At 73.7% G+C, this 26,944-nt stretch carries 22 protein-coding genes and 1 pseudogene; 7 read left to right on the top strand and 16 right to left on the bottom strand.

Going from position 1 to position 26,944, the window contains the following annotated elements:
• Positions 1-9: 9 nt before the first annotated feature.
• The 6 genes from ACGFZP_RS15805 to ACGFZP_RS15780 all read right to left on the bottom strand — a co-directional run bounded on the left by ACGFZP_RS15805 (position 10) and on the right by ACGFZP_RS15780 (position 5,481).
• A complete protein-coding gene (locus ACGFZP_RS15805) occupies positions 10-1,161 on the bottom strand; it encodes an AI-2E family transporter (protein ID WP_392932647.1) in 1,152 nt (383 codons plus the stop codon).
• Positions 1,162-1,325: 164 nt separating this feature from the next.
• On the bottom strand, positions 1,326-2,438 hold the full coding sequence (locus tag ACGFZP_RS15800) for a winged helix DNA-binding domain-containing protein (protein ID WP_392932644.1): 1,113 nt from the start codon (positions 2,436-2,438) through the stop codon (positions 1,326-1,328).
• Positions 2,435-3,148: a glycerophosphodiester phosphodiesterase gene (locus tag ACGFZP_RS15795; protein ID WP_392932642.1), complete on the bottom strand. Its 714-nt coding sequence runs from the start codon at positions 3,146-3,148 to the stop codon at positions 2,435-2,437. Before ACGFZP_RS15795 ends, ACGFZP_RS15800 begins: the two co-directional genes overlap by 4 nt.
• On the bottom strand, positions 3,145-3,585 hold the full coding sequence (locus ACGFZP_RS15790; protein WP_392932640.1) for a hypothetical protein: 441 nt from the start codon (positions 3,583-3,585) through the stop codon (positions 3,145-3,147). Before ACGFZP_RS15790 ends, ACGFZP_RS15795 begins: the two co-directional genes overlap by 4 nt.
• A gap of 96 nt (positions 3,586-3,681) precedes the next feature.
• Positions 3,682-4,098, bottom strand: coding sequence for a molybdopterin-binding protein (locus ACGFZP_RS15785; protein ID WP_392932639.1), 417 nt, complete (start codon positions 4,096-4,098; stop codon positions 3,682-3,684).
• A gap of 189 nt (positions 4,099-4,287) precedes the next feature.
• Complete coding sequence (locus tag ACGFZP_RS15780) at positions 4,288-5,481, bottom strand: ROK family transcriptional regulator (protein ID WP_392932636.1); 1,194 nt, start codon at positions 5,479-5,481, stop codon at positions 4,288-4,290.
• Positions 5,482-5,635: 154 nt separating this feature from the next.
• Here ACGFZP_RS15780 and ACGFZP_RS15775 point away from each other — a divergent pair, with 154 nt between their 5' ends.
• The 6 genes from ACGFZP_RS15775 to ACGFZP_RS15750 all read left to right on the top strand — a co-directional run bounded on the left by ACGFZP_RS15775 (position 5,636) and on the right by ACGFZP_RS15750 (position 11,266).
• Positions 5,636-6,853 carry an MFS transporter gene (locus ACGFZP_RS15775; protein ID WP_392932633.1) on the top strand — a complete coding sequence of 406 codons (1,218 nt, stop codon included), beginning with the start codon at positions 5,636-5,638 and terminating at the stop codon, positions 6,851-6,853.
• Between the two features lie 67 nt (positions 6,854-6,920).
• Positions 6,921-7,628, top strand: coding sequence for a TVP38/TMEM64 family protein (locus ACGFZP_RS15770; protein ID WP_392932630.1), 708 nt, complete (start codon positions 6,921-6,923; stop codon positions 7,626-7,628).
• A gap of 58 nt (positions 7,629-7,686) precedes the next feature.
• Positions 7,687-8,202, top strand: coding sequence for a DinB family protein (locus ACGFZP_RS15765; protein ID WP_392932628.1), 516 nt, complete (start codon positions 7,687-7,689; stop codon positions 8,200-8,202).
• A gap of 267 nt (positions 8,203-8,469) precedes the next feature.
• Positions 8,470-8,862 (top strand): cell division protein SepF, encoded by a 393-nt coding sequence (locus ACGFZP_RS15760; RefSeq protein ID WP_392932626.1) that lies wholly within the window; start codon positions 8,470-8,472, stop codon positions 8,860-8,862.
• Positions 8,863-9,089: 227 nt separating this feature from the next.
• Positions 9,090-9,707, top strand: coding sequence for a TetR/AcrR family transcriptional regulator (locus ACGFZP_RS15755; protein ID WP_392932624.1), 618 nt, complete (start codon positions 9,090-9,092; stop codon positions 9,705-9,707).
• A complete protein-coding gene (locus ACGFZP_RS15750; protein WP_392932622.1) occupies positions 9,704-11,266 on the top strand; it encodes an MFS transporter in 1,563 nt (520 codons plus the stop codon). Before ACGFZP_RS15755 ends, ACGFZP_RS15750 begins: the two co-directional genes overlap by 4 nt.
• Before the next feature lie 31 nt (positions 11,267-11,297).
• Here the strand turns inward: ACGFZP_RS15750 and ACGFZP_RS15745 are convergent, their stop codons facing one another.
• The 8 genes from ACGFZP_RS15745 to ACGFZP_RS15710 all read right to left on the bottom strand — a co-directional run bounded on the left by ACGFZP_RS15745 (position 11,298) and on the right by ACGFZP_RS15710 (position 23,589).
• The gene (locus tag ACGFZP_RS15745) at positions 11,298-11,777 is read right to left on the bottom strand and encodes a hypothetical protein (protein WP_392932621.1); all 480 of its coding nucleotides are present in this window, start codon (positions 11,775-11,777) and stop codon (positions 11,298-11,300) included.
• Between the two features lie 137 nt (positions 11,778-11,914).
• Positions 11,915-14,380, bottom strand: a complete 2,466-nt coding sequence (locus ACGFZP_RS15740; RefSeq protein ID WP_392932618.1) for a SpoIIE family protein phosphatase — start codon at positions 14,378-14,380, stop codon at positions 11,915-11,917.
• A 146-nt stretch (positions 14,381-14,526) separates the two neighbouring features.
• Positions 14,527-15,147, bottom strand: a complete 621-nt coding sequence (locus ACGFZP_RS15735) for a TetR/AcrR family transcriptional regulator (RefSeq protein ID WP_392932616.1) — start codon at positions 15,145-15,147, stop codon at positions 14,527-14,529.
• A gap of 76 nt (positions 15,148-15,223) precedes the next feature.
• Positions 15,224-16,810 carry a 4-coumarate--CoA ligase family protein gene (locus ACGFZP_RS15730; RefSeq protein ID WP_392932614.1) on the bottom strand — a complete coding sequence of 529 codons (1,587 nt, stop codon included), beginning with the start codon at positions 16,808-16,810 and terminating at the stop codon, positions 15,224-15,226.
• A gap of 157 nt (positions 16,811-16,967) precedes the next feature.
• A complete protein-coding gene (locus ACGFZP_RS15725) occupies positions 16,968-18,155 on the bottom strand; it encodes an acyl-CoA dehydrogenase family protein (protein ID WP_392932612.1) in 1,188 nt (395 codons plus the stop codon).
• 81 nt (positions 18,156-18,236) lie between these two features.
• Entirely contained in the window at positions 18,237-20,186 is a 1,950-nt protein-coding gene (locus ACGFZP_RS15720) for a biotin carboxylase N-terminal domain-containing protein (protein WP_392933471.1), read from the bottom strand.
• A gap of 101 nt (positions 20,187-20,287) precedes the next feature.
• Positions 20,288-21,886, bottom strand: coding sequence for an acyl-CoA carboxylase subunit beta (locus ACGFZP_RS15715; RefSeq protein WP_392932609.1), 1,599 nt, complete (start codon positions 21,884-21,886; stop codon positions 20,288-20,290).
• On the bottom strand, positions 21,883-23,589 hold the full coding sequence (locus ACGFZP_RS15710; protein WP_392932607.1) for an acyclic terpene utilization AtuA family protein: 1,707 nt from the start codon (positions 23,587-23,589) through the stop codon (positions 21,883-21,885). The genes ACGFZP_RS15715 and ACGFZP_RS15710 overlap by 4 nt, the downstream gene beginning before the upstream one ends.
• Positions 23,590-24,060: 471 nt before the next feature.
• On the opposite strand from ACGFZP_RS15710, the pseudogene ACGFZP_RS15705 reads away from it, so the two are divergent.
• Positions 24,061-24,147 (top strand): annotated as a pseudogene (locus ACGFZP_RS15705) (dehydrogenase); the annotation flags it as partial.
• 530 nt (positions 24,148-24,677) lie between these two features.
• On the opposite strand, the gene ACGFZP_RS15700 reads toward ACGFZP_RS15705, so the two are convergent.
• Both ACGFZP_RS15700 and ACGFZP_RS15695 read right to left on the bottom strand, forming a co-directional pair.
• The gene (locus tag ACGFZP_RS15700; RefSeq protein WP_392932604.1) at positions 24,678-24,974 is read right to left on the bottom strand and encodes a hypothetical protein; all 297 of its coding nucleotides are present in this window, start codon (positions 24,972-24,974) and stop codon (positions 24,678-24,680) included.
• A 637-nt stretch (positions 24,975-25,611) separates the two neighbouring features.
• Positions 25,612-26,142, bottom strand: coding sequence for a YrhB domain-containing protein (locus ACGFZP_RS15695; protein ID WP_392932602.1), 531 nt, complete (start codon positions 26,140-26,142; stop codon positions 25,612-25,614).
• Positions 26,143-26,944 lie beyond the last annotated feature (802 nt).

Genomic DNA, 26,944 nt, shown 5'->3' with positions numbered 1-26,944 from the left:
TCCGGCCGGCTATTCCCCACCCGGGTCCGGCTCCCCACCGCCCCCGTCCGCCCGGCGGGTGCGTCGGCGGGACCGCCCGGCGGTGCCGCGCAGCACGGAGACGATGCCGACGCCCGCGGCCGAGAGCGGGACGGCCAGCAGGGCCCCGAGAATGCCGGCGACTCCGGCGCCGGCCACCACCGCCACCATGATGGTGGCCGGGTGGAGCTCCACCGTGCGGCTCTGGATCAGCGGCTGCAGGATGTTGCCCTCGATCGCCTGGACGGCGAGGACGATGCCCAGCGCCCAGAGCGCGATGGCGAGTCCGCCGTCGGCGAGCGCGACCAGCACCGCCACCGTGCCGCTGAGGAACGCCCCGACGAACGGGATGTAGGCGCCCATGAAGACCAGGGCGCCGAGCCCCGGGGCGCCCGGGACACCGAGGACCACCAGGCCCACGGTGATGAACACGGCGTCGATCAGGGCGATCAGGCTGGTGCCGCGCATGAAGCCGGCCATCGCGTCAAAGGCCCGGTGGCCGCAGGCGACGACCGTCTCGGCGTTGCGCGGGGAGAGGTGGGCGCGGACGGTCTCCTCGGCCCGGTGGCCGTCGCGGAGGAAGAAGAAGACCAGGGCGAGCGCCAGCACCGCCCCCGTCAGGACCTCGGTGGCGAGGCCCAGGCCGGAGAGCACCCCGCCGGCGAGGGCGGAGACCAGCGAACCGCCCTCGCCTCTGCTGCTGTCCAGCGCGTGCTGGATCTGCTCGCCGACCGGGCCGAGCCAGTCCGCCAGCCGGTCCCCCGCCTGCTTGAGCGCCTCGGTGATCTGCGGGGCGCTGTGCACCAGCGAGTTGACCAGCAGGGCGATCACCCCGCCGACGGCCAGGACCAGCACCGCACAGGTCAGCCCGGCGGCAAGCCCCCGGCCGACGCCGCGCCGGACCATCCAGGGCATCACCGGGTAGAGCAGCGAGGTGCCCAGCAGGGCGAGGAGGACGGGGATGGTGGCGGCACGCAGTTCGACGATGGCGAAGACCACCAGCGAGGCGACGGTGATGAGCAGGATGACCGCCACCGACCAGGCGGCCGCCGCCCGCAGCGCCGGCGGAAGCATCAGGTACGGCCTGCGGTCGTCCGCCGGACGCTCCTCCGGTGCACCGTTGGACGGAAGCTCCCCCGGCATGCCCACCTCCGCCTGGGTCGATTGGTCCGGATTCACCAATCTCAACAGATGATCTGATCACCTGCTCGCCACGCCTGCCGCCGGTCGTCCAGGTCCAGCGGCCGCAGGGCGGCGCCCGGAGGGAGGGACCGTCAGCAGCCCTGGCTCCTGCGGCGGACGCCCGACTACTCCGCCGCCTCGATCCGGACGGCCTCTCCCCCGCCAGCGAAGGCCAGCACCCGCTCGCCCTCCTCCTCCACCGCACTCCGGTCGGCCCGGCTCACTGAGCCGTACGGGTGAACAACGAGCGTGCGCCCGCCGCCCCGGCTCTCCGTCAGCTCCCACCTCCCGGCGACCAGGCCGTCCAGCAGCACGCTGCCGTGCACGATGCCGTTCGGCGTCATCACCCGGCCGCGGTACTCCTCCGGCAGCACCCGGGTGCGGTCGGCGTGCGAGAGCAGCAGGTTGTCGAAGGGGGCGACCAGCCGGACCGGCGCCGGGGTGTCGGCGTCCGGCCGGGGCGCGTCGGGCAGGTCGTACAGCAGGCGCCCCTGCTCGTCGCGGAAGGTCACCAGCTGCGGCGCGAGCCGCTTCAGCACGGCGGCCAGCCCGGTGAGGCCGCACCACTTCTGCAGGTCGGCGGCGCGGGCCGGACCGAACGCGGCGAGGTAGCGCAGGGCCAGCGCGTCGAGCGAGGGCGCCGGGTCGAGCGGGCGGCCGAGCCAGGCCTCGGCGGTGGTGTGCGCGGCGGCCCCGCCCCGGCCCCACAGACCGCGGGGCGGCACCTGGACGAGCGGCAGCAGGCAGCGCGCGGCCTGGGCCAGGGCGGCCGGATCGCGATCCGGCCGAGTGGCGGCGAGCAGCGGCCCGAGCTCCTGGAAGGTGAGCGGTCGCTCCTCCAGCAGCACGCGGGCCTCGGCGACCAGGGCGTCGAGGTCCAGGCCGGCCAGCAGCTTGCCGTAGTTGCTAAGCAGGCCCTTCGCCAGGACGGGCTGGACGAGCGGGCGCAGCGTCAGGCAGTCCTCCGCGGTGACCAGGTGGATGGTGCTGCGCTGGAGCGCGATCCGGACCACCTCGCGCCGCTCGATCGGCCCGCTGAGCTGCTCGGGGGTGAACCCGTCCAGGCGGGCCAGCAGCCCGAGGTAGGGCGGCTGCGGCGCGGCCTGGGCCTGCAGCCCGCCGAGGTGTTCGATCATCGCGGCCGGGGCCATCGTGGTGCGGGCGAGCAGGTGCTGACGGGCCAGCAGGGCGCGGCCGAGCGCGCGGGTGCTCAGCACGGCGGGGTCGGCGGGGCTCATCGGCGGCCGTCCAGGACGCTGCGCAGCACACCGATCCGGTTGCTGGTGATGGAGTCCACGCCGGCGGACCGCAGTCGGCGCATGGTGCGGCGCAGGTCGGCGGTCCAGGTGGACACGCCGAGGCCGGCGTCCCGGGCGGCCGCCGTGAAGTCGGCGGTGACCAGTCCGAACGGCGGGTTCAGGAAGCGCGGCCGCAGGTCGGCGAGCAGCTCGGCGGCGGGCAGCCGGGGCTGCTTCCAGGTGAGCGCGATCTCGGCCTCGGGGGCGAGGGCGCGGACGGCGAGCATGGCGGTGGCGGGGCCGCAGAAGGCGACCCGCCGCTCGGCGCCGAGGCCGGTGACGGCGGCCCAGGTGGCGGCGGCGGGGCGCGGGTCGTCCAGGTCGATGAGCAGCCGGGCGGCCGGGGTGGCGGTGACGGCCTTGACCGCCTCGGTGAGGGTGGGGACGGCGAGGTGGCCGTCGCGCAGCTCGTCCAGCTGGTCGAGGGTGACCCGGCGGACGGGCCGCGGATCGCCCCAGAGGCGTTCCAGCGTCTCGTCGTGCAGCAGGACGGGCACCCCGTCCCGGGTGAGCTGGACGTCGACCTCGACGGCGTCGGCGCCGGCGGCGAGTGCGGACTCGACGGAGGGCAGGGTGTTCTCCCGGTACCGGTAGGGGTCGCCGCGGTGGGCGACGGCGAGTACCGGGCGGCGGTCGGCGGGGGCGCTCATCGGATCAGCCCCGCGAGCCAGGGGGTGAGGTCGTGGACGCCGATGTGCTCGCGGTAGGCGTCCTCGCCGGGCACGGTGACGACCAGGGTGGTGGACGGCGGGAAGGTGCGCGTCCTGACCTGGACCAGGCTGCTCCACACCGCGTGGAGGAAGGCGGGCACGCTGTCGCGCGGCACGTCGAAGTCGATGCCCTCGACGCAGACCACGGCGTCCTCGTGGGCGAAGAGCCGGACGGTGAGCGCCGGGCGGCCGCCGAGCTCCAGCAGGGCCTCGTGCGGTATCGCGTCCAGTTCGCCGCCGCCGTCGCCGACCAGTCCGGCGAAGGTCTGGTCGCGGCCGATGTCGTGGACGGCGCGGACCTCCCGGCCGTGCCGGGCGGCCATCGCCTCGACCGCGAAGACGGCGCTCTGGGTGGACGGCAGCGGCGGATGGGGCATCGATACCTGGCCTCTCGCTGGGCGGTTCGGAGGGATCGGGCGGGACCGGCGGAACTGCGGCGTGTCTGACGAGGCCTGGACCGCGTCTGGCAAGCCCTAGCGCAGCTCGATCATCACATTGGTCGACTTGATGACCGCCGTCGCGGGTGCGCCGGGCACCAGCCGGAGCTCCTCGGCCGACTCCCGGCTGATCAGCGAGACCACCCGGAACGGGCCGGCCTGGATCTCCACCTGCGCGGCGACGTCCCCGAGCAGCACATCGGTGACGATGCCGGGGAAGCGGTTGCGGGCGGAGGACGGCCGGCCCTCGGCCTCGGCGTTCTCCGGGCGGGCCAGCTCCCGGGCGAAGGCCGCCAGCTGGGCGCCGGGGATGATCCGGTGGCCGTGCTCGTCGCGCTCGGCGGCGACCCGGCCGGCGTCCACCCAGCGCCGCATGGTGTCGGCGCTGACGCCGAGCATCGCCGCGGCCTCGCCGATGCGGTACGGGTTGACCGGCACCTCGGGCTGGCCCATGTGCGACTCCTGACGGTGGTTCGGGAACGGCGGTTCGGAACGGTGGCTCGGAGACGGCGCTTCGGGAGCGGCGCCTCGAACGGGGCGCGGCCGGTGTTCGCCGGCCCGCCGCCGCCATCCTGCCGTACCCGGCGCCGGCTCCGCGAAGCGGAGCACCGCGACGGGGGCCCGGGCATGGTCGGACCCTGCCTACGGCTCCCCGAAGAGGTCCCGCCGGACGGCGTCGCCCGCGGTGAGGACCGCGCCGCCGAGCACCGCGCCGCCGCCCGCCGTGCCGGCCCGGACCTCGGTGCGCAGCGGGGAGAGGACGGCGAGCCGGCGTTCGACCCGCCCGGCGAGCTCGGCGCCGCCGGCCCGGCCGGTCTCGCCGCCGAGGACGACGCAGCCCGGGTCCAGGACGACGCAGACGGAGGCGGCCCCGATGGCTATCCGCTCGGCGAGCTCGTCCAGGAAGGGCCCGCCGGGCTCGCCGTCGCCGAGCGCGCCGAGTGCCGCGTGGACGGCGGCCTCGGCGGCGGAGGCGTCGTCGGCCTGGTCGGCGGGCAGGCCGTGGGCGCGGGCCAGCCCGCAGACGGCGGCGCTGCCGACCAGGTCGTGGAAGCCGCCCTCGCAGCTGGTGGCGTCGGGCAGGCGGACCGTGCCGGGAACGGGCAGGAAGCAGATCTCGCCGGTGCCGCCGGAGGCGCCGCGGCGCAGCTTCCCGTCCAGGATCACGGCGGCCCCGACGCTGTGGCCGAGCCACATCAGGACGAAGGTGTCGCGGTCCCGGGCGGCGCCGATCCGGTACTCGGCGCGGCCGGCCAGGTTGACCTCGTTCTCCAGGATGACCTCGGTGCCGGGCAGCTCCCGCAGCGCGGCGAGCAGTTCGGCGTGCCAGGCGGGCAGCGCGCCGGTGCTGTGCAGCCGCCCGGTGGCCGGGTCGACCAGCCCGGGGGCGCCGACGGCGACGGTGTGCAGCTGCTCCACGCCGGCCTCCCGCGCGGTGTCGAGCAGGGTGCGGACGATCCGCGCGGCGGTGCCGTCGTCGCCGAGGCCCTCGACCGGCACCTCGGCGGCGCCCAGGGTGTGTCCGGTGAGGTCGGCGACGACCAGGCTGGCGCCGCCCTCGCGGACGTCGACGGCGGCGAGGTGGGCCCGGGAGGCGACCAGGGCGTAGAGCCGGGCGTTGGGGCCGCGCCGCTGCTCCCCGCGCTCGCCGACGACGGCGATCAGGCCGCCGCGCTGCAGGCGTTCCAGCAGGTCGGCGACGGTGGGCCGGGACAGCCCGGTGAGCTCGCGCAGCTCGGTCGCGGTGAGGGGGCCCTGTTCGAGCAGCAGGTCCAGTGCCAGCCGGTCGTTGATCGCCCGGGCCGTGCTCGGCGTGGCCGTACGCGCGGTGGTCATGGAAGAGCATCCTTCCAGAGTGTTTCTATCAGGGTCCCTTCCTGATAATTTATCGAACGGGCCCGAGGTGCGCGAACCGCACCACACGGGCACATATCAACGGCAACCACCAGGGCACCGTCGCGCCGGGCGCGCGACCGGGAGGGACGCACGGATGACCGACAGCCTGACCACACGACCACCGCTCGACTCCTTGGCATCCCCGAGCCGGGCGAGGGTGGGCATCGCCCTCGTGTTCGCCGTGCACGGCGCCGTGAGCGGCAGCTTCGTCACCCGCATCCCCTGGATCCAGGACCGCCTGGACCTCTCCACCGGCCAGCTCGGCCTGGCGCTGGTGATGCCGGCGATCGGCTCCTCCCTCGCGATGCCGCTCGCCGGACGGTTCGTCCACCGCTACGGCGGCCGGACGGCGGTGCGCGGACTGCTCTCGCTCTGGTGCCTCGCCCTCGCACTGCCCGCACTCGCCCCCTCACTGCCCGTCCTCTGCCTTGCGCTGCTGGTGTTCGGGGCGACGGCCGGCATGGCGGACGTGGCGATGAACGCGCAGGGCGTGGAGATCGAGCAGCGACTGGGCCGCTCGATCATGTCCGGTCTGCACGGGATGTGGAGTGCGGGCGGCCTGCTGGCCTCCGCGTTCGGCATCCTCGCCGCCCACCGGAACCTGGACGCCCGCCTCCAGCTGGCCGTCACCGCGCTGGTGCTGCTCGCGCTGGCGCAGCCGGTCTGCCGGGGGTTGCCGGATCTCCGGGCGGCGGAGGAGGAGCAGGCGCCGCCGCGGTTCGCGCTGCCGCCGCGCAGCTCGCTGGTGATCGGCCTGGTCGGCCTCTGCGCGGTGTTCGCCGAGGGTGCGTCGATGGACTGGAGCGGCGTCTACCTGCGGGACGTCACCGGTGCCTCCGCCACCCTGGCGGCCGCCTCCTACACGGCGTTCTCGCTCACCATGGCGGTCAGCCGACTGGCGGGCGACGCGGTGATCCGCCGGCTCGGCGCCGTCCGGGCGACCAGGCTGAGCGGGGCGATCGCCACCGCGGGCGGCCTCCTGGTGGTGGCCGCCGACACCCCGGCCCTGGCCATCCCGGGCTTCGCCCTGATCGGGGTCGGCATCGCGGTCGTCGTCCCGCTCGCCTTCGCGGCGGCCGGCCGGATCGGCTCCAACGCCAGCCAGTCCATCGCGGGCGTGGCGACCGTCACCTACACCGCGGGCCTGATCGCACCGGCGATCATCGGCACGCTCGCCCAGGCCACCTCGCTGACCGTCTCCTTCGGACTGGTCACCGCGCTGGCCCTCGCGCTCACCCTCAGCGCGGGCGCCCTGCGCCGGGCCGAACCGGGCGGCGCCGACCTCCCCGCCAGGGGCACCGACAAGCCCTAGCCAGGGCCCCTCTCGGATCACGCCGGGTGGTCGACGTGATCCGAGAGGGAGGCCTTAGGCTCGGCCCATGCCCGACGCCGCGCCGCCCGCGCCTCAACAGCCCGCCGCCCCGGCCCGGTGTGCCCCGGGATCGCCGTGGCTGCGGTTCGCCCTGCTGGTCGCCATCCTCGGCGCGGCGGCCGGCTCGCTTCTGCTCTGGAGCCCGACCGCCCTGCTGACCGGCGGGCTGCCGGACGGGATGCCGGGCTACTGGCGGCTCCCGCTGCTCACCGCGGTGTACGCGGTGGGCACGCTCGCCTTCGTGCCGCGCCCGGCGCTGAACGCGGCGGCGGGGCTGCTGCTCGGCATCCAGCAGGGCCTGCTCATGGCCGTGCTCGGCACCGCCCTCGGGGCCGCGGCGGCCTTCGCGCTCGGCCGGATGCTCGGCCGCGAGGCGCTGCGGCCGTACCTGCGCGGGCGGATGCTGACCACGCTGGACCGGCGGTTCACCGAGCAGGGCTTTCGCAGCGTGCTGCTGCTGCGGCTGTTCCCCGGGATGCCCTTCCAGGCGGCCAACTACGGCGCGGCGTTCTCGGGCGTGCGCTTCACGCCGTTCCTGACCGCCACCGCGCTCGGCGTGGTGCCGACCACCGCCGTCTACGTCACGGCGGCGGCCAGCGCGAGCGAGCCCGGCTCGGCGGCGTTCCTGGTGTCGGCCGGCGTGATCGCGGCCTTCACCCTGGGGAGCGTGGTCACGCTCTGGCGCGCCGCCCGCCGGCGCACGGCGGCCGCCTGAGGCCGGGAGACCGACTATTCGGTCGCCTCCGGTGCGCGGCTGCGCCAGGATGTCCGCCATGACGACCACCACCCCTCGGATCGATCCCCCCTTCGCCGCGGACGAGACGGCCATGCTGACCGCGTGGCTCGACTTCCACCGCGCCACCCTCGCCGTCAAGTGCGAGGGCCTGACGCCCGAGCAGCTGCGGCTGCGCTCCGTCCCGCCGTCCGGCCTCTCGCTGCTCGGCCTGGTCCGGCACATGGCCGAGGTCGAGCGCCACTGGTTCCAGGGCATCCTGCTCGGCGGGTCCTTCGAGACCGGCCACTACTGGACGGAGGCGGACCCGGACGGCGACTTCGACAACGTCGACACCGCCGACGCCGAGCAGGACTTCGCCACCTGGCGGGCCGAGGTCGACGCCGCCCGCCGGGCCGCCGAGGGCCTCCCGCTGGAGACGGTCGGCAAGCAATTGCGCCGCGGCGAGGAAGTGACGCTGCGATGGATCCTGGTCCACATGATCGAGGAGTACGCGCGGCACAACGGACACGCCGATCTGCTCCGCGAGCTCGTGGACGGCGTCACCGGCGAGTGAAATCGTTTCCGCATTGTTGACAGAAGGTCAATTAAGCGGTGACCGCGACCGATATGGTCTACGCGCGCAACCGTACGGCGAGCTGCTGCGTCGCAACAGATGCCCGGGTTCGCCCGGGTTTCCGGCGCGGCACGACTCGGACGGGGGTCGCGAGCGGGCACGGGACCGGTGATCAGTGCGATACTCGGACAGTTCCGACGAGTGGATGACGTGTCAAAAGGACACGCGCACCGGGGACGCGTACGGGACGAGGCAGGGAGGCGCGGCATGGGAGCACTTCGCGACGAGCACCACAACGGGTGGCTGATGCCCTCCGGTAACTACCCGGCCGCGGTGTACGACGACGAGTGGATCGAGCAGGAGACGGTGTCCGCCGCCCCCGCCCCCACGAAGATCGTCTCCCTGCGGCCGACCGGCTTCGAGGCCGCTCGGGCGGTCGGCGAGCACATCCGCGCCAGCACTCCGGTGGTCATGGACCTCACCGAGATGGACGAGGCCGAGGCCAAGCGCATGGTCGACTTCGCCTCCGGGCTGATCTTCGGCACCCGCGGCGGGATCGAGCGGATCGCCCGCCGGGTGTTCCTGCTCACCCCGGCCGACGTCGAGGTCATGGTGATCGACCGGCCGCTGGACGAGACCGGGTTCTACAACCAGAGCTGAGGCACCACGGCCCGCGACCGGGGACGGCAACCGCCGTCCCCGGTTTTTTGCTGCCCGCTCCGGCTCCCACCAGCTCCCGGGCCCCGGCCCCCACCAGCCCCCGGGCCCCGGCCCCACGGGCTCCGACCTCGGCCTTTACCGGCTGAAGCCTCCGCCACAGAGGCCTCAGCTGCATCACCTGAGAAAATATTGAGACATCCATGTCTCATTTGACCTACACTTGCCGTATGGCCACCGATCGCGATGCCGTTCTCGAAGCCGCCGTCGGCGTGCTCTCCCGCCGCCCGACCGCCCACCTGGACGAGATCGCCCGCGCCGCGGGCATCAGCCGCGCCACCCTGCACCGGCTCTTCCCGGGGCGCGAGGCGCTGATCCGCGAGGTCGGCCTGCTCGGCCTGCGGAAGTTCGGCGCCGCGCTGGACACCGCCGCCGTCGAGGACGGCGACGCCCAGCTCGCACTGCGCCGCCTGGTGGACGCGGTGGTCCCGGACGCCGCGCTCTGCGCCTTCCTGGCCGGCGAGAACCAGCTCTACGACGACGAGGGCATCAACGAGCTCTGGGAGTCGCAGATCACCCGGCTGCAGGCGCTCTTCCTGCGCGGCCAGCAGCAGGGGGTGTTCCGCATCGAGCTCGCCGCCGGCTGGCTCAGCGAGGCCTTCTTCGACCTGGTGGCCGGCGTCGGCTGGGCCGTCCAGGACGGCCGGCTCGCCCCTCGCGACGGCGCCTTCTCCCTGACCGAGCTCTTCCTCGGCGGCGCCCTGCGGACACCCCCGGCCCCGGCCCCCTCCCCCGACACCACACCCCACCGCACCTCGGACCGGAAACCGGACACCGATACACCATGAGCAGCACCGTCCACACCCGCCCCCACCAGCGCTGGACCGGCCTCGCCGTCCTCGTCCTGGCCGTCACCCTGGTCGCCGTCGACGCGACCGTGCTCTCCCTCGCCATCCCCTCGATCAGCGAGACCCTGCGCCCCAGCGGCACCCAGCTGCTCTGGATCGGCGACGTCTACTCCTTCGTGCTGGCCGGCCTGCTGGTCAGCATGGGCTCGCTGAGCGACCGGATCGGCCGCAAGAAGCTGCTGCTCACCGGCTCCGCGGCCTTCGGCGCCGCCTCGCTGCTCGCGGCCTACGCGCCCGGCCCCGGCTGGCTGATCCTGGCCCGCGCGCTGCTCGGCGTGGCCGGGGCGACGATCATGCCCTCCACCCTGTCCCTGATCCGTGGCCTCTTCCCGGACGACCGCGAGCGGGCCACCGCGATCGGGATCTGGGGCGCGGCGGCCACCGCCGGCGCCGCACTCGGCCCGGTGGTCGGCGGGGTCCTGCTGGAGCACTTCTGGTGGGGCTCGGTGTTCCTGCTGAACCTGCCGGTCGTCCTGCTGCTGCTGGTCCTCGGCGGCTGGCTGCTGCCCGAGTCCAAGGACCCGGAACCCGGCCGATGGGACGTCCTGAGCGTGCTGCTCTCGCTGGCCGGGGTGATCGGCGTGGTCTACGCGATCAAGGAGGCCGCCGCCCACGGACTGGTGCGCTGGGACGTCCCCGTCACCGCCCTGCTGGGCGCCGCCGCGCTGACCGTCTTCGTCCGGCGCCAGCTGCGCCTGGACACCCCGCTGCTGGACGTCCGGCTCTTCGCCGACCGGCGCTTCACCGGCGCCGTGCTGGCCTCGCTCACCGCCCTGGTCGGACTCTCCGGCGTGGTCTTCGTTACCTCGCAGTACCTGCAGCTGGTGCGCGGCTGGGAGCCGCTGAAGGCGGGTCTGGCCGAGCTGCCGGCCTTCGCCGGCGCGGTGGTCGGCGGTCTGCTGACCGCCCGGCTGGCCCGGCGCACCGGCGCCAGGCTGGCGCTGACCCTCGGCCTGCTGGGCATGGGCACCGGCATCGGCCTGCTCGGCTTCGTCCAGCAGGACACCACCTACCTGCTGCTGGCGGTCGCCTTCCTGATCGTCGGCACCGCCGAGGGCGTGGTCTACACGCTCGGGGCCGACCTAGTGCTGGGCGCCGCACCCGCCGAGAAGGCCGGCGCCGCCTCGGCGGTCTCGGAGACGGCGTACGAGCTGGGCACCGCGCTCGGGATCGCGCTGGTCGGCTCGGTGGTCGCCTCGCTCTACGCCGGTTCGCTGGCCGTCCCGGCGGGGGCGGATCCGGCGGCGGCCGCCCAGGCGGGCGAGTCGCTGGGCGGCGCGGTCGAGGCCGCGCACGGCCTGGCGCCGGAGCTGGCCGGTCCGCTGCTGGCCAGCGCCCGGGACTCCTTCCTGCACGGCATGAACATCGCGGCGTTCCTGGCCGGCGCCCTGCTGCTGGCCGCCTCCGCCGCGGCCTGGCGGCTGCTGCGCGGCCTGCCCGGCCGGGCCTCGGAGCAGGAGCCGCAGGAGCGCCCGGCCCTGGAGAAGACCGGCGTCTAGCCAGGCGCCCGAGCGGGGCCCCCTGCTCCCACTACCGGGAGCGGGGGGCCCGCTCGATGACCACCGCGCGCAGCTCGCGCAGCTCGATCACGGGTGTGCCGTCCCCGGTGCTCAGCTCCAGCCGGACCGGGTGGACGCCCCCGGGTGCCTCACCGGCGGTGTACCGGTCCGCCCGCCAGCGCAGCTCGGACCAGAGGTAGGGCCGGGCGCGGCCGGCCCGGAACAGCACCGCCCCGTGCTCGTAGCAGTACAGCGAGGGCTTCCGGCCCCCCGGCCGGTGGTGCCAGAGCACCAGGGAGACCAGCAGGGCCGGCCCGGCGACCGCATAGGCGCCGATCCCCAGGACGCCATGCGCCAGCTGGACGGCCCCGGGCAGCGACAGCAGGAGGCTCGGAGAGGTCCGGAGCAGCGCCGAGCCGCGCTCGCCGGCCCGGTCCGTCTCGCAGGAGAGGAACCGGCCGTAGCCGCCGCACCAGGCGCGGTCCTCGACCGCGTGCGGAATCCGCCCCATCCCTGCCCCTCCCGACCCCACCCCTGGCCCCGCCCCCCGGCCCCGCCCCCAGGGTGTCGCGGAGCCTACCCGCGCCCCGGGCCCGGCACACCGGCCGGGCGCGGCGGGGCGGGCCCCGGCGACGCAGGCGCAGCGGGTCAGCTCGTCCCGAAGGGCAGCTCCAGCTCCGCCCAGACCACCTTGCCGTCCCTGGTCAGCCGGCTGCCCCAGCGCTGGGCCAGCTCGCTGACCAGGAACATGCCGCGCCCGCCCTCGTCCTGCTCGGCGAAGGGGCGCAGCTGGGGGGCCTGGCCGCCCGCGTCGGCGACCTCGACGGTGAGCACCCGGTCACGGAACAGCCGCAGCCGGCGCGGGGCGTCCGCGTGCAGCAGGGCGTTCGTGACCAGTTCGCTGACCAGCAGTTCGGCGTAGTCGGCGAGCGCGGACAGACCCCAGTCGGCGAGGGTCGCGCGGGTGAAGCGGCGGGCCTTGCCGGGCAGGCGGCCGCCGCCGGTGAGCGGGAGGGTGGCGACCCGGTCGGCGGGCAGCGGCAGCACCCGGCCCATGATCATCGCGATGTCGTCGTCGGTGCCGTCGGTGACCAGGGCGCCGAGGACGGCGTCGCAGTTCTCCTCCAGGGTCCGGCCGGGCCCCGAGAGGGTGCGGGCGAGCAGGTCGATGCCGTCGTCGATGTCCTGGCCGCGCCGCTCGACCAGGCCGTCGGTGTAGAGGGCGACCATGCCGCCCTCGGGGAGCGTGAACTCGATGCTCTCGAAGGCGACGCCGCCGACGCCGAGCGGGACGCCGGGCGGTATCTCCACGGTGCTGGCGGTGCCGTCGGGGGCGACCCAGACCGGTGGCAGGTGGCCGGCCGAGGCGACCTGCACGGTGCGCTCCAGCGGGTCGTAGACGGCGCAGATACAGGTGGCGAACTGGCCCTCGCCGATGCCGGAGGCCGTCTCGTCGAGCCGGGTGAGCACCTGCTCGGGCGGCATGTCCAGGGTGGCCAGGGTGCGGGCGACGGTCCGCAGCTGGCCCATCGTGGCGGCGGCCCGGATGCCGTGGCCCATCACGTCGCCGACCACCAGGGCGACCCGGCCGCAGGAGAGCGGGACGACGTCGAACCAGTCGCCGCCGACCTCGCTGACCACGCTGCTGGGCAGGTAGCGGTAGGCGATCTCCAGGCCGAGGGTGCGGTGGATCTCCTGCGGCAGCAGGCTGCGCTGCAGCGTGAGCGCGGTCTCGCGCTCACGCCGGTAGAGCCGGGCGTTGTCGATGGCGAGGGCGGTACGGGCGACGAGCTCCTCGGCGAGGGCGACGTCGGCGGCGGTGAACGGCTCGGGGTTGCGCATCCGGATGAACTCGGAGCCGCCGAGGACCATGCCCCGGGCGGTGAGCGGCACCATCAGGTACGAGTGGATGCCGGCCTCCATGCCGGGGGCGACCCGCTCCTCGGTGGCGACCAGCCCGCGCAGCACGTCCTCGTCGACGTGCGAGCGCAGCAGCGGGCGGCCGCTGCGCAGGCACTGGGTGTAGCTGCGGTCAGGGGCGTACTCGGAGACCTCGCCGACGGTGTCGACGGCGAGCGTGAGGCCCGACTCGTAGGACTCGCCGACGGCCACGGCGCGCAGCTTGATCGGTCGGTCCAGCGGGATGGTGGTGGGCTCGGCGCCGCGCAGGACCGGCTCCAGCAGGTCCACGGTGGCGAAGTCGGCGAACCGCGGGACGACCGCCTCGATCAGCTCCTCGGCGGTGCGCTGGAGGTCCAGGGTGGTGCCGATCCGGGCGGTGGCCTCGGCGATGGTGGCGAGACGTTCCTGCGCGCGGGAGGCGCGGGCCTCGGCCTGGAAGCGCTCGGTGACGTCGATGATGGAGGAGCAGACGCCGAAGACCCGGCCGGTGGAGTCCTCCAGCCGGAAGTAGGAGGCGGACCAGGCGCGGTCGCGGCGCGGGTCGCCGGGGACCCGGCCGTGCGAGCGGGCGTCGACCACGGGCCTGCCGGTGGTGAGCACCTGTCTCATGGTCTGCTCGATCTCGGCGCTGTTGATGCCGGGCAGGACGACGCTGATCCGGCGGCCGATGTGCTCGGCGATCGGAACGCCGTTCATCCGGGCGAGTGCCTCGTTCAGCCGCACGTACCGCAGGTCGGTGTCGTAGACGGCCATGCCGATCGGGGACTGGCCGAAGATGCCGTCCAGGACGGCGAGGTCGGCCTCGACCTGGTGCAGGGCCTGCACGTCGGAGGCGGTGGCGAGCAGCAGCAGGCTGCCGCCGGGGCCGGCGATCGGGTAGGTGCGCAGCTCCAGCTCGACCAGGTGCCCGTCCCGGTGGCGGACCGGGAAGACGCCGGACCAGCCCTTGCCGCTCATGATCCGCTCGAACAGGGCGAGCACCTCGGGGCGCCCGGAGTCGTCGACCAGCAGCCGGGCGGCGTAGCTGCCGACGACCTCGTCGGCGGGGTAGCCGAGCAGCGCCTCGGCGTCCTCGCTCCAGTGCAGGACCAGTCCGTCGTCCTGGAGCAGGGCGGTGGCGAGCGGGACGAGCCGATGGCCGTCGAGGCGTGCGGAGGTGGCACCCGGTGCCGGGCCGGTGGCGTCGGTCGCATCCCGCTCGTGTCCGTGCATGATCAGGCAGCACCCCGGTTCGGCTCGTTCCCGGCCGGGGCGTTTGCGGTCCGTACCGGCCGGGGTTCTTCTCCAGACTGCACGGACATCGGCCGCCCGGCGACCCCTTGGTCAGGAGTGGGCCGGGCGCCCTGGGTGCCCGGGCGTCATGGGCGTACCGGGCGCAGCGTACCCTCCAGAACGCTCGCCCACTGCCGGATCACGCCAGCTCGTCTGGCGCTGTCGTCGGTGAGCAGGTTGGCCAGGCCGAGGCCGCGGGCGAGGTCCAGGGTGGCCTGCACGGATTCGCGCACGCCGGGGGTGGTTTCGTCGGCGCCGAGGAACTCCACGGCGGCCCGGTGGGCCTCCCGGCCGACGTGCCCCTCCAGGGCGATGATCCGCTCGCGCAGCGGGTCCTCGGTGGCCGCGGCGGTCCACAGGTGCAGGGCCGCGCGGAACAGCGGGCCGGTGTAGAGGCGGACGATCATGTCGACCACCGCCTCGGTGCGGTCCGGGCCGGCGGCCGGCAGCTCGTCCGCGTGGGCGCGGACGGCTGCCAGCCGCTCGGTGGTGACGTGTTCGACCGCCGCGGTGAAGAGGTCCTCGCGGGTCGGGAAGTGGTGCTGGGCCGCGCCCCGGGAGACGCCGGCCCGCTCGGCGACCGCGGCGACGGTGCTGCCGTTCCAGCCCACCTCGGCGAGGCAGTCCACGGCCGCCGCCAGCAGCCGCCGGCGGGTGGCGCGGCTGCGGTCCTGCTGGGGGGTGCGGGCGGCGGCGTGGGCGGTCATCGGCGGGGGCTGGTCCTGTTCGTACGGGTGTTCCGGCTGGGTCGCGGGTCGATCCTCGCAGATCCGCGGGGACGGCTCAGCGGGCGGCCTCGCGGGCCCGCAGCTCCCGGCGGAGGATCTTGCCGGCGGCCGACTTGGGGACGGCCTCCAGGAACTCCACCGCCCGCACCTTCTTGTAGGGGGCGACCTGGCCGGCCACGAAGGCGGTCACCTCCTGCTCGGTGAGGGTGGAGCCGGGCGCCCGGACCACGAAGGCCTTGGGGCACTCGGTGCCCTCGGCGTCCAGCACGCCGATCACCGCGGCGTCGGCGATCTGCGGGTGGCTGAGCAGCAGGGCCTCCAGCTCGGCGGGGGCCACCTGGTAGCCCTTGTACTTGATCAGCTCCTTCACCCGGTCGACGACGTGCAGGTAGCCGCGGTCGTCCACGAACCCGATGTCGCCGGTGTGCAGCCAGCCGTCCTCGTCGATGGTGGCGGCGGTGTCGGAGGGGCGGCCGAAGTAGCCCTTCATCACCTGGGGGCCGCGGATCAGCAGCTCCCCGGACTCCCCGGGGCCGAGGTCCGCGCCGGAGCCGTCCAGCGCGGCGACCCGCAGCTCGGTCGAGGGGACCATCCGGCCGACCGAGCCCGGCGAGGGGTCGCTCTCCTCGGGCGACACGATGTGGGACACCGGCGAGAGCTCCGTCATCCCGTAGCCCTGGAGCAGGTGCGGCAGGCCGAGCCGGCGCGCGCAGGCCTCGGAGAGCTCGCTGTCCAGCGGGGCGGCGGCGCACAGCAGGTACTCCACCGAGGACAGGTCGAAGCGGTCCACCACCGGGTGCTTGGCCAGTGCGAGCGCGATCGGCGGGGCCACGATCAGGGCCTGGACGCGCTGCTCCTCGATGGTGCGGCAGAACTGCTCCAGGTCGAAGCGGGGCAGCACCACGATCGTCGCACCGCAGCGCAGCGGCTGGTTGAGCAGCGCGGCGAGGCCGTAGATGTGGAAGAACGGCAGCACGGCGAGGATCCGCTCGCCGACCTTGGGCCGGTACAGGGCGTCCGTCTGGGCGAGATTGGTGGCGATCGAGCGGTGGGTCAGCATCACGCCCTTGGGCAGGCCGGTGGTGCCGCTGGAGTAGGGCAGCACGGCGATGTCCTCGCCCGGGTCGATGGCCACCTCGGGCTCGGGCCCGGTGGCGGCCAGCAGGTCGGCCAGCGAGCGGTGGCCCTCGGCGCCGTCCAGCACGATGATCTCGGCGAGCGGGCGGCCGTCGGCGGCGAGCTTCTCGGCGGCCTGGCGGGCGGTGGTCAGGAACGGCGAGACGGTGACCAGCCAGCGGGTGCCGCTGTCGGACAGCTGGGCGGCCAGCTCGGCGGGGGTGGCGAGGGAGGAGACGGTGGTGACGGTGGCACCGGCCCGGGTGGCGCCGAAGAACGCCATCGGGTAGCCGATCGTGTTGGGGCTGAACAGCGCCACCACGTCCCCGGGGCGCACGCCCGCCTCGGCCAGCCCGGCGGCGACCCGGCGCACCGCCGTGGCCAGCCGGGCGTGGCTGACCGTCTCCCCCGTGATGCCGTCGACCAGTGCCGGCAGGTCCCCGAAGCGGTCCGCGGCGCCCAGCACCGCGTCGTGGATGGGCAGATCGACGATGTCGACGTCCGGGAACTCGCTGTGGAACACCAAGGCATGCCTCCAGTTGGATAGGTGACGGCCAGTCGGATCCGTCGGCCGGACCAAGACTGCCGGGTCGTCCGGGCGCACGGCCAGGGGGCATTCGGACGGGGGAAGTGCGCCGCACCCCTGTGACGAACGAGCGGGGCGGGCGCGCGGCACGCCCGGGTCAGTACGACTTGGGCAGGCCGAGGGTGTGCTGGGCGACGTAGTTGAGCACCATCTCCCGGCTGACCGGGGCGACCCGGCCGACCCTGGTGGCGGTGAGCAGGGCACCGAGCCCGTACTCCTGGGTGAGGCCGTTGCCGCCGAGGGTCTGCACCGCCTGGTCGACCGTCCGGGCGGCGGCCTCGCCGGCCGCGTACTTGGCCATGTTGGCGGCCTCGCCGGCCGCGAGGTCCTCGCCCGCGTCGTAGAGCAGCCCGGCCTTCTGGGTCATCAGCCGGGCGAGCTCGATCTCCACCGCGCACTGGGCGAGCGGGTGGGCGAGGCCCTGGTGCGCACCGATCGGGGTGTCCCACACCGTCCGGGTGCGGGCGTACTCGACGGCCTTGCCCAGCGCCTGGCGGGCGAGGCCGAGCGAGAAGGCGGCGGTCATGATGCGCTCGGGGTTGAGGCCGGCGAACAGCTGCAGCAGTCCGGCGTTCTCGTCGCCGACCAGGGCCTCGGCGGGCAGCCGGACGTCGTCCAGGAAGACCTGGAACTGCTTCTCGGGGGAGACCAGTTCCATCGGGATCGCGCGGTACTCGAAGCCAGGGCTGTCACGCGGGACGATGAACAGCGCGGGCTTCAGCTTGCCCGTCCTGGCGTCCTCGGTGCGGGCGACGAACAGCACGGCGTCCGCGTGGTCGATGCCGGAGATGAAGACCTTGCGGCCGGTCAGCAGCCAGTCCTCGCCGTCGCGGCGGGCGACGGTGGTGATCCGGTGCGAGTTGGAGCCCGCGTCCGGCTCGGTGATGCCGAAGGCCATCCTCCGGGTGCCGTCGGAGAGTCCGGGCAGCCACTCGCGCTTCTGCTGCTCGGTGCCGTAGCGGGCTATCACCGTGCCGCAGATCGCCGGGGAGACGATCAGCATCAGCAACGGGCAGCCGGCGGTGCCTAGTTCCTCCAACACGATGGCGAGGTCGGTGATGCCGCCGCCCCCGCCGCCGTACTCGGCGGGCAGGTTGACGCCGAGGTAGCCGGCTTTGCCCGCCTCGGCCCAGAGTTCGTCGGCGGGCCGGCCCGCGCGGGCCTTGGCGAGGTAGTAGTCGGAGCCGTAGCGGCGGCCGAGGTCGGCCACCGCGCGGCGCAGCGCCTGGCGTTCGGGGGTCTCGATCAGCGGGCTGCCGGGGGCGGTGGTGCGCGGTGCGGACATCCTGGGGTCCTTCCGGGCGGAGGTGTCGGGCGTCAGGCGGTGGGCCGTTCTTCAGGCGGACGGCCGGGCGGGCTTCGGGCGTCAGGTGGCGGGCCGGGCGGCCGGCTGGATGACGGCGAGCAGGGTGCCGAGCTCGACCTGCTGGCCGGGGGCCACCCGCAGTTCGGCGAGGACGCCGTCGGCGGGGGCGGCGACGCGGTGCTCCATCTTCATCGCCTCCAGCCAGAGCAGCGGCTGGCCTGCGGTGACGACGTCCCCGGGGGCGGCCGCGGTGCGCACCACGGTGCCGGGCATCGGGGCGAGCAGGGCGCCGGGGTCGGTCTGGGCGGCGGGATCGGGGAAGCGGTCCAGCGCGGTGAGCACGGTGGCCCCGGTGGGGCTGTCGATGTGCACCTGGGCGCCGTGGACCGCGAGGCGGTACCCGAGCCGCCGTCCGTCGACGTCCAGGACGACCTGCTCGGGGGTGGCGAGGACGAGGGCGGTACCGGGGTGGCCGTCGGCCGCCAGGCCGTCCCGGGTGAGCCGGTAGCGGACTTCGTACTCGGCGCCGTGCAGGTCGGCGTACCGCTTGACCTGCGGCTGTGAGGGCAGGTTGCGCCAGCCGGAGGGGAGCGGCAGGCCGGCGCGCCGGGCGGCGGCGTCGGCCAGTGCGGCGGCGAGGGCGGGCAGCGGATCGGGTTTGGGCGCGGGCAGCAGGTCGGCGGCGTGCTCGGCGAGGAAGGCGGTGTGCACCCGGCCGGACAGGAAGGCCGGGTGGCGCAGCGCGGCGGTGAGCAACTCCCGGTTGGTGACCGGCCCGTGGATCCGCGCGCGGGTCAGGGCGTCGGCCAGGCGGCGGGCGGCGGCGGCCCGGGTGGGCGCCCAGGCGATGACCTTGGCGAGCATCGGGTCGTAGTGGATGCCGATGGTGCTGCCGGGCTCGACGCCGGAGTCCAGGCGGAGCCCGGTGTCGCCCGGGGCGGTACCGAACTCGACGGTGGTGTCCGGAAGTTCGAGACAGTGCAGGGTGCCGGTCTGGGGCTGCCAGCCGTGCGCCGGGTCCTCGGCGTAGAGCCGTGCCTCGATGGCGTGGCCGCGCGGGGCGGGCGGCTGCGGGGCGGGCAGCGGTTCGCCCTCGGCGACGCGCAGTTGGAGGGCGACCAGGTCGAGGCCGGTGACGCACTCGGTGACGGGGTGCTCGACCTGGAGGCGGGTGTTCATCTCCAGGAAGTGGAAGCGGCCGTCGGGACCGAGCAGGAACTCGGCGGTGCCGGCGCCGGTGTAACCGATCGCGCGGGCGGCGGCGACGGCGGCCGTGTGCAGCCCGGTGCGCAACTCCTCGTCGAGGCCGGGGGCCGGGGCCTCCTCGATCACCTTCTGGTGGCGGCGCTGGAGCGAGCAGTCGCGTTCGCCGACCGCCCACACCGTGCCGTGGGTGTCGGCGAGCAGCTGGACCTCGATGTGTCGGCCGGTCGGGAGGTAGCGCTCGCAGAACACCTCGTCGGAGCCGAAGGCCTTGGCGGCCTCCGCACGGGCCGCGTCGAGCTCCTGCTCCAGCTCCGCCAGGTGGTGGACGACCCGCATGCCGCGTCCGCCGCCGCCGGCCGCCGCCTTGACCAGCAGGGGCAGGTCGGCCTCGGTGGGCGCGGTGACGGCGGCCAGGACGGGGACGCCGGCGGCGGCCATCCGGCGCTTGGCCTCGGTCTTGGAGCCCATCGCGGCGATGGCCTCCGGGGGCGGTCCGACCCAGCGCAGGCCGGCGTCCAGGACGGCCCGGGCGAACTCCGCGTTCTCGGAGAGGAAGCCGTAGCCCGGGTGGACGGCGTCGGCGCCGGCGGCGAGCGCGGCCCGGATGAGCAGGTCGCCGCGGAGGTAGGTGTCGGCGGGCGCGGCGCCGGGGAGGCGGACGGCGGAGTCGGCCTCCCGGGTGTGCGGGGCGTCGGCGTCCGGGTCGGAGTAGACGGCGGTGGTGGCGATGCCGAGCCGCCGGCAGGTGCGGAAGACCCGGCGGGCGATCTCGCCGCGGTTGGCGACCAGCAGGTTGGTGATCAGCGGGCCGGTGGTCGGCGCGTCTGCGGTAGCGGTTGCGGTTGCGGTCTCGGTGGTCGAGGCCGCGGTGGTCGGCAGGTTGGTGGTCAGCACGGTGGTACCCCTCACATCCGGAAGACGCCGTAGCCGCGCGCGCCTTCGACGGGCGCGTTGTGGATCGCGGAGAGGCAGAGGCCGAGAACCGTCCGGGTGTCGCGCGGGTCGATCACCCCGTCGTCGTAGAGCCGCCCGGAGAGGAAGACCGGCAGCGACTCCGCCTCGATCTGCTGCTCCACCATCGCCCGGATCGCCGCGTCGGCGTCCTCGTCGTACGGCTGCCCCTTCGCCGCCGCCGACTGCCGGGCGACGATCGACAGCACGCCCGCGAGCTGCTGCGGCCCCATCACCGCCGACTTGGCGCTGGGCCAGGAGAACAGGAAGCGCGGCTCGTACGCCCGGCCGCACATGCCGTAGTGCCCGGCCCCGTAGGAGGCGCCCATCAGCACGGACAGGTGCGGGACCCGGGAGTTGGACACCGCGTTGATCATCATCGCGCCGTGCTTGATGATGCCGCCCTGCTCGTAGGCCCGGCCGACCATGTAGCCGGTGGTGTTGTGCAGGAACAGCAGCGGGATGTCGCGCTGGTTCGCGAGCTGGATGAACTGCGCGGCCTTCTGCGACTCCGCGCTGAACAGCACGCCCTGCGCGTTGGCGAGGATGCCGACCGGGTAGCCGTGCAGCCGGGCCCAGCCGGTGGCCAGGCTGGTCCCGTACAGCGGCTTGAACTCGTCGAAGTCCGAGCCGTCGACGATCCGGGCGATCACCTCGCGCGGGTCGAAGGGCACCTTGAGGTCGCCGGGGACGATCCCGAGCAGCTCCTCCTCGGCGTACTTCGGCGGCTCGGCGGCCGGGTCCGGCGCGGGGCCGTGGCGGCGGTGGTCCAGACGGGCGACGATCCGGCGGGCCAGGCGCAGCGCATCGGGTTCGTCCACGGCGAAGTGGTCGGCGAGGCCGGAGGTGCGGGCGTGCATCCCGGCCCCGCCCAGCGACTCGTCGTCGGACTCCTCGCCGGTGGCCATCTTCACCAGCGGCGGGCCGCCGAGGAAGACTTTCGCGCGTTCCTTGACCATGACCACGTGATCGGACATCCCCGGCACGTAGGCGCCGCCGGCCGTCGAGTTGCCGAACACCACGGCCACGGTGGGGATCCCGGCCGCCGAGAGCCGGGTGAGGTCGCGGAACAGCGCCCCGCCGGGGATGAAGATCTCCTTCTGGCTGGGCAGGTCGGCTCCGCCGGACTCGACCAGGTTGACCAGTGGGAGGCGGTTGTTCAGGGCGATCTCGTTGGCGCGCAGGGCCTTGCGCAGGGTCCAGGGGTTGCTGGCGCCGCCGCGGACGGTGGCGTCGTTGGCGGTGATGACGCACTCGACGCCCTCGATCACGCCGATGCCGGTGACCAGGGCCGCGCCGACCGGGTAGTCGCTGCCCCAGGCGGCGAGCGGGGAGAGTTCGAGGAACGGCGAGTCCGGGTCGACCAGCAGCTCGATCCGCTCGCGCGGCAGCAGCTTGCCCCGGGTGCGGTGGCGTTCGACGTACTTGGGGCCGCCGCCGGCCAGCGCCTTGGCGTGTTCGGCGGCCAGGTCGGCGAGTTTGCCGAGCATCGCGGCACGGTGTTCGGCGTGGTCTGCGCCGGCCGGGTTGAGGCGGGTGGGCAGGACGGTCACAGCAGCGCCTCCGGGATGTCGAGGTGGCGGGAGCGCAGCCACTCCCCCAGGGCCTTGGCCTGCGGGTCGAACCGCTCCTGGGCGGCGACGCCCTCGCCGAGCAGGCCGGTGACGGTGAAGTTGACCGCGCGGAGGTTGGGGAGCAGATGCCGGGTGATCTCCAACTCCGATGCCTCGGGAAGGAGTTCGCGCATCCTGTCGATGGTGAGGGTGTGGGCGAGCCAGCGCCAGGCGTCCTCGGTCCGGGCCCAGACGCCGAGGTTGGCATCGCCGCCCTTGTCCCCGCTGCGCGCCCCGGCCACCAGGCCCAGGGGGGCGCGCCGGGTCGGGCCCGGCGGCAGCGGCTCGGGCAGCGCGGGCGCGGGGACGTCCGCCACCGCACGGGTGACGGGCGCGGGCGGGACGGCGACCCGGCGGCCGTCCGGGAGGACGGCCGTGTGCTCGACCGCCTTGGGGTCGACGTGGGCGGCGGTGAACACCCCGTACAGCGCGCCCGCGCCGGGCACCGCGGTGAGGTGGAACCCCGGGTAGCCGGCGAGGCCCAGCTCCACGGCGGCGCGGCCGAGTTCGCGGCCGACCCTGGCCGGGTCGCGGTCGCGGGCGGTGAGCCGCAGCAGCGCGGAGGCCGCCTCCTCGGTGTCCGCGTCGGGGTGGTCGGTGCGGGCGAGGGTCCAGCGGAGTTCGGCCGGGCGGTCCTGCGGGGCGAGCGACTCCGTCAGCTGTCGCCGTACGAGGGCCGCCTTGGCCTCGATGTCGAGCCCGGTGAGGACGAACACCACCTCGTTGCGGTGGCCGCCGAGCCGGTTCAGCCCGGCCTTCAGGGTCGGCGGCGGCGCCTCGCCGCGGACGCCGTCGATCCGCACCCGGTCCGGGCCGTCCTGGGTGAGCCGGACGGTGTCCAGCCGGGCGGTCACGTCCGGGCCGAGGTAGCGCGCTCCGCCCGTCTCGTACAGCAGTTGGGCGGTGACGGTACCGGTGGTGACGGCGCCTCCGGTGCCCGGGTGCTTGGTGATGACGCTGGAGCCGTCGGCGTGCAGCTCGGCGAGCGGGAAGCCGGGGCGGGTGACGTCGTGCTCCTGGAAGAAGGCGTAGTTGCCGCCGGTGGCCTGTGCTCCGCACTCCAGCACGTGTCCGGCTACCACCGCCCCGGCAAGCTCGTCGAAGTCGCCCGCGCCCCAACCGAAGTGGGCGATGGCGGGCCCGGCGACCAGGGCGGCGTCGGTGACCCGCCCGGTGACCACCAGGTCGGCGCCGGCGGTCAGGCACTCGGCGATGCCGAAGGCCCCTAGGTAGGCGTTGGCCGCCAGCAGGCCGTCCGGCAAGCCGAGTTCGGCCCGGCGGGGCAAGAGGTCGTCCCCCTCGACATGGGCGACGGCCGGATCGAGCCCCTGACTCTTCGCCAGTTCCCTGATCCGGTCGGCGAGTCGGGCCGGATTGAGGCCGCCCGCATTGACCACGATCCGCACCCCGCGCTCCAGCGCCAGGCCGAGGCACTCCTCCAACTGCCGCAGGAAGGTCCTGGCATAGCCGAGCGAAGGATCCTTCAACCGATCCCTGGCCAGGATGAGCATCGTCAACTCGGCGAGGTAGTCACCGGTCAGGACATCCAGCGGCCCGCCCGTCAGCATCTCCCGGACGGCCGCGAAGCGGTCGCCGTAGAAACCCGAGGCATTGCCGATCCGCAGTACCGAACGCGACCCCACAGGAGCGCCTCCCCAACCGGTGGCCCAACGCTTGCCGTCGGGCAGCAGCGTGGCACCGGCCCGGGAAAAAAGCAATCATGCCTGCTTGTTTTGACGGGAGCTTCAGGGCGGCTTCGAGGCCCGCCTGCGACCGGAAGCGACACGCAAACCGCCCAGCACCGACTACCACCACCGCCAGGCCCGCCTCGCGTTCTGGCACCTCCACCCAAACGACGGGCAGACCGTCCTGGACGGCCTGCCCGCACCTCACGAGGACCACCCCACCCACCGCGGCAGCGTCATCCACCTTGCCGCTTTCGCGCACATCTGGTCCGAGGCCACCCGCACCGAATGGGACCTCGCCCCCTGCTTCCGGGCCTCCTTCACCGCCGAGTCCGACCCAGAACCGATCACCGTCGGCCAGCCCCGTCACGCCGTCCTCAAACACATCCACAGCCCCGACGGCGGCCCCTTCTGGGCGGCTCTACGGCAGGCACGGTCGTCGAGACCAACGTGATCGGCGTCATCCGCGTCACCAACGCGATGCTGCCGCTGCTGCGCCGTTCTGCCTCGCCACGGACTACTACTGGTTCCTACACGAATGTCAATTCACCGCAGGTTGCAACTGAACTTGAACTCGTGATGCCGGTCGGATCGTGATGTCGGCGTCAGGGTCCGAAACCACCGGATCCTGCCGGCTCGGGTTCAGGACGGTGGCTCGAGCCAGCACCGCGCCGCAGCGAGATTCACCTCGACGTCATCACTCCAGCGGAACGATGCAGCCGAGGAGAGTGGAAGTGGCGCGCGTTCGACATGGCTCCCGAGATCGCTGCGGTGCGTGGCACCAGTCCGCTCGCACTGACAGCGCTGCCGCGGGTTCGGGGCGCCGGCATTCTCGCTGACACCCCTGCCGCTGTGCGCTGAGCCCGCCTTGGGAACTCGACCCCACAGCAGCAGTCGTCACTGGACGACCGACCCGCCAGTCCCCCCAGGGACTGCAGGGCCGCAGCAGCGGATGGTCTCGATCGCATGTGAGGAAGCTCTGTGGCATGCCCGGAGGGTCCAAAACGGCCCGGCGGCAGGGGTTTGCGCGACAGCCCCCTTGAGAATCAGGCGCCAGAGTTGTCGACGAACCCCACGATATCGAGGTATTCGATTTTGGGCGGGACACCGTAAATCCCCGCCACCTTGTTGACGAGCTCCTCCGTGAAGAAGGCGCGGGCTTTGTCCTCGTCATCCCATACGTAGAAGTTCCTTGCCTGAACGCCGCCTTCGTCGAGCATGAAGATCTTGAAGCGAAGGCCGGCCATCCCTTCGAACGGTCCTCGGAGTTCGCCGGCAATATTTGCGATAGTTGCGCGGTCGAACTTGTCGGTCTGCGTGAAAGTCACGAGCACGCCGATCATCGGGCCTCCTGTCGATTGGGGGAGAAACGGTCGATCGAGTAATTCTAGAGGCGGATCCTAGTACACCCGGCCGGAAATTCTGGTCGCTGGGCCGCGAGTCGGACGTTCGGCTCGCGGTCGGCGATGCGGACCAGGAGCGCGTCAGGCTTTGCACACGCGAATTCCCATCGAACGGGTGGGCGATTGGGCGCATAATTCCTACCACTGCTTGTGGCCGCGCCCACTGGGCGCGTGTCCCGTGACGTCGAAGTTTGATCTTTGCCAGTGAAGCTTGATCATTAGTAAGTTCACGCCAACAAAGTTTGATCGGTTTTGGCGGCTGGTGATCAGGGGTGGCGGTGGGGCGGGTCGCGGGTGCGTACGCGGATCCTGATCTTGGTGCGTTTGACCTGGGGTTCCGGGAGGACGGCGTACAGGTTCGGCGGTCACCGGCTGCGTGTTGGGGTGTTCGGTTCGAGCATGTGGCGCCGGTGCGTCCGTTCCGTTGGCGAGCCCCAGATCAGAAGCCGGCCCGCTCGCCACTTCGCTTGGGAACGGACCCATGTGACTGCCGCCGGTAGTTGGCCACAACCCCGGTTGAAGCGGAGCCCCGACCAAGGCGTTCCTGCCCGGCCGGCCCGGCCGGGCAGCCGGACTGCTACCGGACCGGACCGGCCAGCGTCTCGATCGGGCCCAGGTCCGGATTGGGCTTGCGGGTGAGGCTCGCCAGTTCCTCGGGCGGTTCACTCCCGTCCCTGACGATCGCCACGTAGCCCTTGGCCTCCTGCACGCTCATCCGCGGGGCCTGCCTGCGCAGGTGCCGCATGGCGGCGGCGGTCCCGACGGAGTCCGCGAGGTGCCGGACGTCTGCGGCGAGGGGGTCGGGCGCCCTGAGGCCCCTGACCTGCCAGAGGTAGTCCTCCTCCCAGTCGTCGGTCCAGCGGCTGCCGGGGACGAAGTGGATGCTCCCGTCCTCCCGGTCGACCAGGAAAGGGCCACCGAGGAGGTTCCCGCGCAGAGCAGGGTCACGGGCCCCCTCCGCCGAGGTCCAGTAGCAGAGCCACCCGACCGACCGCTCCTCGACGGCGTAGACCGCCAGCGCCGGGATCAGCCTCGCCCATCCCCAGGTCGGCCGGTCCCGCGCCAGCAGGGATTCGACAAGCTCGACCGCTCGCTCCTTGGAAATCACGCTCCCATCCTTCATTCCGGGTCAACCGGATTTCGGCGCCCCCGGTCGTCGACCCTGTGCCGCCCGGCACGCCGCCCAGGGAGGCCGATCATCGCTGCCGGGACCGGCCAACTACCACCTCCAACCCGGATCACCACCTGCACAAAACCGTCGAACCAGCGGCCAGCCACCGGTTCCGGTCACACTCGCGCATCTGGAGTCAGGTTCGGTCGTCCATGCGGCGGCTGGATGGGTGCCGGGCTTCGACCGGGCGGCGTAGTGGGCCGGCCGTGGGAGCGGCCGGTGGCCTAGGGACGGGTGGGCTTCGTTGACGAAGCACCCTCACTTCCTGCCTGGAGAACCGACGATGCGCCTGTTCCGTGCTGTCTCCGCATTCGCCCTGGCGGGCGTGCTGGCCCTCTCGGCCGCCCGGCCGGCGCCGCTCCTGCTGCCGCTGTGACGGCCGGCCAGAGGGCGTCCGAGGCCCCCATCGCGCCGTGGGGCAGCGCCCACTTCAATCTCAGTGACGAGACGAAGACCTGGATGACCGACAACGGCGTCACGCGCGGCGCCATCGCCCCGTTCGTGCTGGACGCGGACGGCCTCGGCGTCGAAATGCCGCTCGGCGCCAACACGGAGGACCACGTCGACGACCAGGGGCGGATCTTCTACCCTGGTGGGATCCCTGAACCAGACCTCCACCGGGACTTATATCGAACTGCAGCCGACCTGGATGCGCATCTCCCCGGAGTGGGACGGGCTCCCGGCCGCACCCGCCAGGCGCCCCTCCAGGTCCCCGCAACCCGCTCTTCGCCCAGCGCGG

This window comes from Kitasatospora sp. NPDC048239 (genome assembly GCF_043202015.1).
Taxonomy (GTDB): Bacteria; Actinomycetota; Actinomycetes; order Streptomycetales; family Streptomycetaceae; genus Kitasatospora.
Note: the sequence above shows the minus strand (reverse complement) of the source record. Positions and strands in the feature narration are given on the sequence as shown.

What these genes read in the sequence shown, in the direction of transcription:
- ACGFZP_RS15805 (WP_392932647.1), bottom strand. Translation starts at nt 1,161, where the DNA reads ATGCCGGGGGAGCTTCCGTCCAACGGTGCACCGGAGGAGCGTCCGGCG.
- ACGFZP_RS15800 (WP_392932644.1), bottom strand. Translation starts at nt 2,438, where the DNA reads ATGAGCCCCGCCGACCCCGCCGTGCTGAGCACCCGCGCGCTCGGCCGC.
- ACGFZP_RS15795 (WP_392932642.1), bottom strand. Translation starts at nt 3,148, where the DNA reads ATGAGCGCCCCCGCCGACCGCCGCCCGGTACTCGCCGTCGCCCACCGC.
- ACGFZP_RS15790 (WP_392932640.1), bottom strand. Translation starts at nt 3,585, where the DNA reads ATGCCCCATCCGCCGCTGCCGTCCACCCAGAGCGCCGTCTTCGCGGTC.
- ACGFZP_RS15785 (WP_392932639.1), bottom strand. Translation starts at nt 4,098, where the DNA reads ATGGGCCAGCCCGAGGTGCCGGTCAACCCGTACCGCATCGGCGAGGCC.
- ACGFZP_RS15780 (WP_392932636.1), bottom strand. Translation starts at nt 5,481, where the DNA reads ATGACCACCGCGCGTACGGCCACGCCGAGCACGGCCCGGGCGATCAAC.
- ACGFZP_RS15775 (WP_392932633.1), top strand. Translation starts at nt 5,636, where the DNA reads ATGACCGACAGCCTGACCACACGACCACCGCTCGACTCCTTGGCATCC.
- ACGFZP_RS15770 (WP_392932630.1), top strand. Translation starts at nt 6,921, where the DNA reads ATGCCCGACGCCGCGCCGCCCGCGCCTCAACAGCCCGCCGCCCCGGCC.
- ACGFZP_RS15765 (WP_392932628.1), top strand. Translation starts at nt 7,687, where the DNA reads ATGACGACCACCACCCCTCGGATCGATCCCCCCTTCGCCGCGGACGAG.
- ACGFZP_RS15760 (WP_392932626.1), top strand. Translation starts at nt 8,470, where the DNA reads ATGGGAGCACTTCGCGACGAGCACCACAACGGGTGGCTGATGCCCTCC.
- ACGFZP_RS15755 (WP_392932624.1), top strand. Translation starts at nt 9,090, where the DNA reads ATGGCCACCGATCGCGATGCCGTTCTCGAAGCCGCCGTCGGCGTGCTC.
- ACGFZP_RS15750 (WP_392932622.1), top strand. Translation starts at nt 9,704, where the DNA reads ATGAGCAGCACCGTCCACACCCGCCCCCACCAGCGCTGGACCGGCCTC.
- ACGFZP_RS15745 (WP_392932621.1), bottom strand. Translation starts at nt 11,777, where the DNA reads ATGGGGCGGATTCCGCACGCGGTCGAGGACCGCGCCTGGTGCGGCGGC.
- ACGFZP_RS15740 (WP_392932618.1), bottom strand. Translation starts at nt 14,380, where the DNA reads ATGCACGGACACGAGCGGGATGCGACCGACGCCACCGGCCCGGCACCG.
- ACGFZP_RS15735 (WP_392932616.1), bottom strand. Translation starts at nt 15,147, where the DNA reads ATGACCGCCCACGCCGCCGCCCGCACCCCCCAGCAGGACCGCAGCCGC.
- ACGFZP_RS15725 (WP_392932612.1), bottom strand. Translation starts at nt 18,155, where the DNA reads ATGTCCGCACCGCGCACCACCGCCCCCGGCAGCCCGCTGATCGAGACC.
- ACGFZP_RS15700 (WP_392932604.1), bottom strand. Translation starts at nt 24,974, where the DNA reads ATGATCGGCGTGCTCGTGACTTTCACGCAGACCGACAAGTTCGACCGC.